The sequence below is a fragment of the Actinotignum sp. usb-actsch-rep-73 genome (assembly GCF_059082735.1).
This window is the reverse complement of record NZ_JBHNPV010000052.1, coordinates 1-6,558: the sequence shown is the minus strand read 5'-3', so window position 1 is coordinate 6,558 and position 6,558 is coordinate 1. Positions and strand designations below refer to the sequence as shown.

Sequence of the window (6,558 nt, the reverse complement as noted above, 5' to 3'; positions counted from 1 at the left end):
TGTCAGTGGTGAACTCTAGGTTCAGCGCTCAACGATTGCGAGGACGTCGCGTGCGGAGAGGATCTGGTATTCCTTGCCTTCGTACTTGACCTCGGTACCACCGTAGCGCGAATAAATCACAACGTCGCCGACCTTCACGTCGACGGGAACGCGGTTTCCATTGTCATCAACGCGGCCAGGGCCGACTGCGATAACTTCGCCTTCCTGTGGCTTTTCCTTGGCGGTATCCGGGATAACCAGGCCAGAGGCGGTGGTCTGAACTGCCTCGACCTGCTGGATAACAATACGGTCTTCGAGGGGCTTGATGGAGATCGACACTGTCGCTCCCTTTCTTCTTGAAAGTTTCCGTCATCCCTTCCCTGCCGTCGCGGGGGTCAGGGGCAGGATCGCTTCGCGGTTTTCACCGCTTCATGCATGAGCATATTCCGCCTCTGGCACTCGAGCAACCTGAGTGCCAAACAGTTCACTTTTAGCAGATTTCCCACCGCGCTTGTTCACCAAACCACCCACCTCCACCACCGCGCTTGTTCACCAAACCACCCACCTCCACCACCGCGCTTGTTCAAGAAAAGCAACCAGTTCATGTGCGCGGCCTCGTCCCCAACATCTGAAATCCAGACGCACTAACGCTGAACAAGCGCACTCAATCGGGGAAAGCAAATGCCCAACGATGTGCGTAAACGTCGAACAAGCGCGGTCCGTGGCAGAATCGGAGGGTGAATTCTTCCCTCGATCCTGTTCTGACGCGCGAGGGGTGGGACCTGCTTACCCGCCTGCAGGCCCTCCCGCACACAACAGAAGCAGACCAGGCACACTTGAACGCGCTCTTACGGAAAGAAGGGATCGAGCCGGCGCTCGTGTCAGCGCTCCTCACCCAATTGGATCTGCGCGTTCACGCTCACACGAAGTTCGGCGAATTTGCCAACCATATGATTTTCACGCGCGACGGGCTGGAGCAGGCAACGCGCCTCAATGTCGCCGCACACCACGCTGGGCGGTTTCGGGACAGCGGAGCAACCTACGTCGCAGACCTCGGATGTGGGATTGGTAGTGACTCGCTGGCGATTGCCGGCCTGGGATTAAAAACGCTCAGCGTCGACCTGAATCCCGATGCCGTCGCATGCGCAGCAACCAACCTGCGCGATTTCCCGGACAGCGACGTGTTGCTTGGGAATGTCCTGGATCTTGACATTCATGAGCTTGCCGACCGTGGCGTTGACGCCATCTTCGCTGATCCTGCACGACGCACCGGAGCAAAACGCGGATCCAGGCGTCTCATGAATCCTGAATCCTGGTCTCCCTCACTTTCAACGGTACTGGGCTGGCGCGAGGCAATTCCCCGCGTTGGCATCAAAGTCGCGCCCGGAATCACCTATTCGGCTCTGCCTGAAGACGCGTGCGTGCAGTGGACAAGCGTCGATGGATCCATAGTCGAGGCGGCAATTTGGACTGGCCCGCTCGCCCACGATGGCTCGGGTCGGGTTGCGTGCGTCATCAAGGGATCGCGGACGTTCACCTTGCGCGCAATTCACGAGGCCCCAGCAAACGCTCCACTTATCCCAACCCCCGTCGGGAAGCTGGCGGATTACTTGGGTGAACCCGACGATGCAGTGATTCGAGCCGGGCTCATTTCAACGCTCGCCGACCAGTTGGATGCACACCTGATCTCTGAGTCGATCGCGTATGTGAGTGCGACTGAAGCAACGCCGAGCGAATTCATCCGCTGGTTCAAGGTCGAAGATGTCGTCACGTTGAAACCGAAAACAATTTCCGCTGCTCTTCGAAGCCTTGGCATCGGACGCATTGAAGTCAAGAAGCGAGGCGCCGACATTGACCCTGCGACACTGAGGCGTTCACTCAAGCTCTCAGGCGATAAGGACGGCGTCGTCATTGCCACGCGCATCGAGGGACGTCACCGCGCGATCATTGCAACGCGTGTCAGCTGATCCGCGCACACATGCGCAGTGATGTGACGGTAAGTGGCCTCGTCAATTAACGTCTTCGCGCCACCGACGCGCCAACCTGAACGGTGAACAAGCGCGACCTCACCCCACACAAACGGTGAACAAGCGCGGTGGTGATTAGGCGCAACCGATAGCAAAGAGGAAGATCAGGCACTAGGCAACATTGACGTCTGCGTCAGAGGCATGCCCGAATCTGGCGAGAAATTCCAATCCGACGGAGCAACACCTGCGCGAACAAGCTCCGACCCCATCGCAGCGATCTGCGCACCGTTATCCGTGCAGAAACGCAACGGGGGCAGGCGAACCTCAAGCCCAGAAGCCTCAGCACGCTCAGCAAGAAGCGCACGCAGACGAGAGTTCGCAGAAAAACCGCCACCCACAACGATCGTCTGGCACCCCGTGTCCAACGCCGCGCGCACTGCTTTAGCGGTCAGAGAGTCATTCACTGCCTCAGAGAAGCCTGCGCACACGTCTTCAGGGTTCACAGCTTCACCGCGAGCCTCGGTACCCTCTATGTAGCGAGCAACAGCGGTCTTCAGACCGGAAAAGCTGAAATCGTACTTGTGACGCTCTTTATCCTTGCCACCGGACAAACCGCGCGGGAACTTAATGGCATTCACGTCGCCAGCCTGGGAGAGCCGATCGACGTGCGGCCCACCCGGGTAAGGCAGATTGAGCAGGCGTCCAACCTTATCGAAGGCTTCGCCGGCAGCATCGTCAAGCGTGCCACCCAGTTCTTGAACGTCGGTTGCAATGTCGTTAACCAGCAAAATATTCGAGTGACCACCGGAAACAACCAGACCGATAAAGCGCTCAGGGAGCGGGCCGTCAGCAAGCTTATCGACAGCAAGATGGCCGATCACGTGGTTCACACCGTACAGGGGCTTACCAAGGGACGAGGCAAGCGCCTTCGCAGCACAAATACCGACCGTCAAAGAACCAACGAGGCCCGGACCACCAGCAACAGCAATCGCATCCACGTCATCAAGCGTCACGCCAGCTTCATCAAGCGCCGCATTCAAGGTTGGGATAAACGATTCAAGGTGAGCGCGCGACGCAATTTCTGGGATGATACCACCGTAGCGGGCATACTGATCCATCGATGTGGCCGTGCGGTCGACGAGCAGTTCGCACCCGCGCACAAGACCAATGCCAGTTTCGTCGCAGGTGGATTCGATTCCGAGGATGAGTGGTTCCTTCACCCTTCCAGTTTATGCCGGCAAAGAACGAGGCCGTGAATCCAAATGTGTGACATCTGCGCCGTGGCACGGACCGCCATCACTGTGAGTTTTCTACGGGGTCATCATCCTTCAGTGGAGTCCGCTTGTTGGCAACGATCATCGCAACACATGCAACGGCGAAGGCAACAAGCGACCAGGGGAGTGCTTTATCCGCGGTGACCTTGATTGCATCCGAGCCGAACACCAAGCCGAGCAGAAGCAGGATCGACAGAATCGCGAAGACAATCATTGCTCCGATAGCAATCGATGATGAAACCTTGTAGCGACGAGTGTGAGTGTTCGGGCCTGTTTCGTCGAATTTCTCCATTGAAATCACCTTCCGCATCGACGCCGAACAATGGCGCTGACCAGCAGTTTTACCTGCTCTTATTCTAGTCTCTTCTGCATTAAGTAGTCGGCGAGATAAGGTCATCCATCCGCAGTTCGACGCTTGATCCCAAGTCGAATTCGGTGAACATGCGCGTCTGACGGTTCAACATCAACACAGGCAAGCTCCCCAGAAGAAAGAAACTACCAATCCAACTTCTGGGGAGCGTGTGCTTCAGGGTTTGAGGTTGTTTTCAGCAGAGTTAGTGACGCTTGCGGGCTAGCACGAGCATTGCTCCGGCCCCCAGCAGAACGGTACCGAGAAATGCAGGCAGATCATTTGCACCAGTCTTGGCAAGCTGCTTGTGTGGCTTCGATGCAGGGGCAGGAACGTCCCCACATTTCACCGGAATCGTCAAACCGGCAGACGCTTCAATGACCGGACCGAAATCAGTCTCGACAACAACCGGAGTTGCCACGATTTCTCCGGATTCCTTACCTTCACAGGCACCGTTTGCAACAACAGAAACAGTCGCACGTCCCGCACCATCGGTAGTGATCACGGAACTTTCATCTGAAGAGTGTGCTTCGACGAGCGAATTATCAACATTTTCTTCGGAAGCCTCCCCTCCAATCGCGACTCGCACCTTCTTTGTGATCGAAGGACCTTCAGAGAAGGACAGCCCGCGCAGAGCAATGTCAACTGTGGCACCATTCTCAACGGGCCCCTCAGGGAGGGTGATACCGATAGAGGACTTCAGCGCACGCGGAGCCACATTCTTATTCGAATGCTCACCGAGATACTCATTGAACTTATCCCGATCCAAATAGCCACTATTCATAAAGGCGCCCTTCTTAAACGCGTCAAAGGAATCGCCACCCGTCAGGATGTAAGAATTCGATCCGATCGTGTATTCCGTTGTGTCATTAAGAGGCTCGCCATTGATAGTCACTGAGGTGATACGGTGTCCCACCTCAGCGAGAGGATCATAGGTGTAGTGAACGTTAGAAGAAAGGCTGAGCTTGAGAAGCGGTCGAGAATTCTGCTCTGAGAGGGCCTTCCACTGCTGCTCGAGCGCAAGTTTGAAATCTGCACCTGTCAGTGTCACATAGCCGAGTTCGTTCGACCACGGCAAGACATCATATGTTTGCTTGTAGGTAATTTCCCCTGCTTCGTTCGGAACTAGATCCGCACGCAAGTCACCGGCAACGACGACACCGATATCTACGCCCTTACCCGAAGTGGTCGTGATCTTATCCTTGAACATGTCAGCGACGAAATCGCCGAGGCTCGATTCGATACCACGGTTTGAGCCAGCAACCGGATCCTTGTCGGGAGCAGCGAAAACTCCTCGATTGAAACGCTGTTGATAGCCTGTACCTACAACGCGATTGCCCGCTTGTGCGGACTTGCTGACAGCGTCGTCAACGATTGCCTGTGTCACTGCGTCATCTCCACAACCAGCGACTGTTGCAGCGGAGATGATCTGAGCGTCTGCCTTGACTACCTTATTATTCGTAGTGTCGTAGCTGATACGAATCAGACCGAGATTGTCTGTGTAGGAGCCCGAAGCAACACCAGCAAGCAGCGAGTTCTGAGAATCAAGTTTCTCTACAGAGTCAACCTTGTCGAACTCGTAGGGGACGTGCGTGTCACCACCCATGATGCCATCAACGTCAGCAGACACCTTCGGATAGTTGTTTTTCACATCATCATCAAGCATGGCGATGACAACCTGTGCGTCCCCATCAGACTTGAGCGAAGCAGCAAGGCTATTGATCTTCTCGATCGGATTCGTGAACGTGAGTCCATCGGTTACCCCTGGGCTCAGCTTGGAAGGAACATCCTCAGCAATGGCACCGATGAACGCGACCTTGACGCCCGCCGGAGAATCCCAAACCTTGTAGTCACCGAGATAGGGTTTCGTTCCTGAATCCCAAGTCCCCATTCCCTGAACGTTGGCCCCAAGATAAGGGAATCCCACCTGAACGTATTCAGCGGGGTTCGAACCATCGACGCGCTGTTTGAACACTGCTTGCCCCATGTCGAATTCATGGTTGCCAATGGTAGAAGCGAGAGGATCAAGCGTATTGAGGGCCGCGATCGTCGGATTGTCCTTCAATGAACCAGAGGTGTAGGGAGAGGCTCCGATATTGTCACCAAGCAGAGTAAAAGAGGAGTTCGGGTTATCGGTGCGTGCTTTCTTCAGATAGCAACTCATCGCCGAAAGCCCGGCCTCTGTGACTTTTCCTGATTTGTCCTTCACTTGCTCGATATGCCCGTGAACGTCAGTGAGGGTGTAGAGGTTGAGCGTGACAATGTCTCCCCCTGCGCGTGCTGGCTGAGGAGCTGATTCTGTTTCAGAAGAGGTGACTAAAGCACCAGAGTCGGACTTCTCTTCTGCTGGGGTATCCGGCTTCCCAGATTCGGGCGCAACAGGGAGCACATTATCTTCAGAAAGAACAGGGCTTACGCTTTCTTCAGTCTTCGCCGGACTTTCAGGCACCTCAGCATTGGGGGTAGCCTGCGCAGCAAGTGGAGCTAAGACGAGCACCGCGCTGGCACATCCGCCGATCAACGCTTTCGTACGAGTTCTCATATGCTTTCCTTCTTCGTGTGGCTCGCATCTTCACGAGCCTCTCTGTGTTGTATGGGCAAATGCCCAGGGATTGAAGTATGCGCTACTGCAAGCAAAGGTGAAAGGTATATTCTCGCGAGTTAGAAATAGGTGGTTGATCGAACTGTTGAAACATCCGGAATACACAGACCTGCAGTTAAAGAAATAGGCAAATAGAAAGGGATAATGTGGCCGCTTCCGATTCATAGCGGCTCATGTTCACAGACAACCTCTTGAACTGTGGGCAAGGCAAAATGCACGCCGAAATCCTCTCGATTATCATGTCGTTCCCTTACGAAAGCAACTGATTTGATACGTAAGTGTTACCTTACTCACCACCTGTGAGGGTAACAATAACTCGCTTGCTAATGAATAACAATCGAGGCCAGCACACACCCACTCTTCAACCTCCCTCTCGGTAATGCATGC

At 54.9% G+C, this 6,558-nt stretch carries 5 protein-coding genes; 1 reads left to right on the top strand and 4 read right to left on the bottom strand.

What is annotated here, in order from left to right:
• Positions 1 to 21: 21 nt before the first annotated feature.
• The gene (gene groES / locus AC5RE1_RS03480; protein ID WP_006681451.1) at positions 22 to 318 is read right to left on the bottom strand and encodes a co-chaperone GroES; all 297 of its coding nucleotides are present in this window, start codon (positions 316 to 318) and stop codon (positions 22 to 24) included.
• Between the two features lie 398 nt (positions 319 to 716).
• Here groES and AC5RE1_RS03475 point away from each other — a divergent pair, with 398 nt between their 5' ends.
• Positions 717 to 1,946, top strand: a complete 1,230-nt coding sequence (locus tag AC5RE1_RS03475) for a THUMP-like domain-containing protein (protein WP_006681452.1) — start codon at positions 717 to 719, stop codon at positions 1,944 to 1,946.
• A 164-nt stretch (positions 1,947 to 2,110) separates the two neighbouring features.
• Here the strand turns inward: AC5RE1_RS03475 and tsaD are convergent, their stop codons facing one another.
• From tsaD to AC5RE1_RS03460, 3 genes are all read right to left on the bottom strand, one after another.
• On the bottom strand, positions 2,111 to 3,166 hold the full coding sequence (gene tsaD, locus AC5RE1_RS03470; RefSeq protein ID WP_006681453.1) for a tRNA (adenosine(37)-N6)-threonylcarbamoyltransferase complex transferase subunit TsaD: 1,056 nt from the start codon (positions 3,164 to 3,166) through the stop codon (positions 2,111 to 2,113).
• Between the two features lie 76 nt (positions 3,167 to 3,242).
• Positions 3,243 to 3,512, bottom strand: a complete 270-nt coding sequence (locus AC5RE1_RS03465) for a hypothetical protein (RefSeq protein ID WP_103631665.1) — start codon at positions 3,510 to 3,512, stop codon at positions 3,243 to 3,245.
• Positions 3,513 to 3,774: 262 nt separating this feature from the next.
• Positions 3,775 to 6,111, bottom strand: coding sequence for a bifunctional metallophosphatase/5'-nucleotidase (locus AC5RE1_RS03460; protein ID WP_493938352.1), 2,337 nt, complete (start codon positions 6,109 to 6,111; stop codon positions 3,775 to 3,777).
• Positions 6,112 to 6,558: the final 447 nt, after the last annotated feature.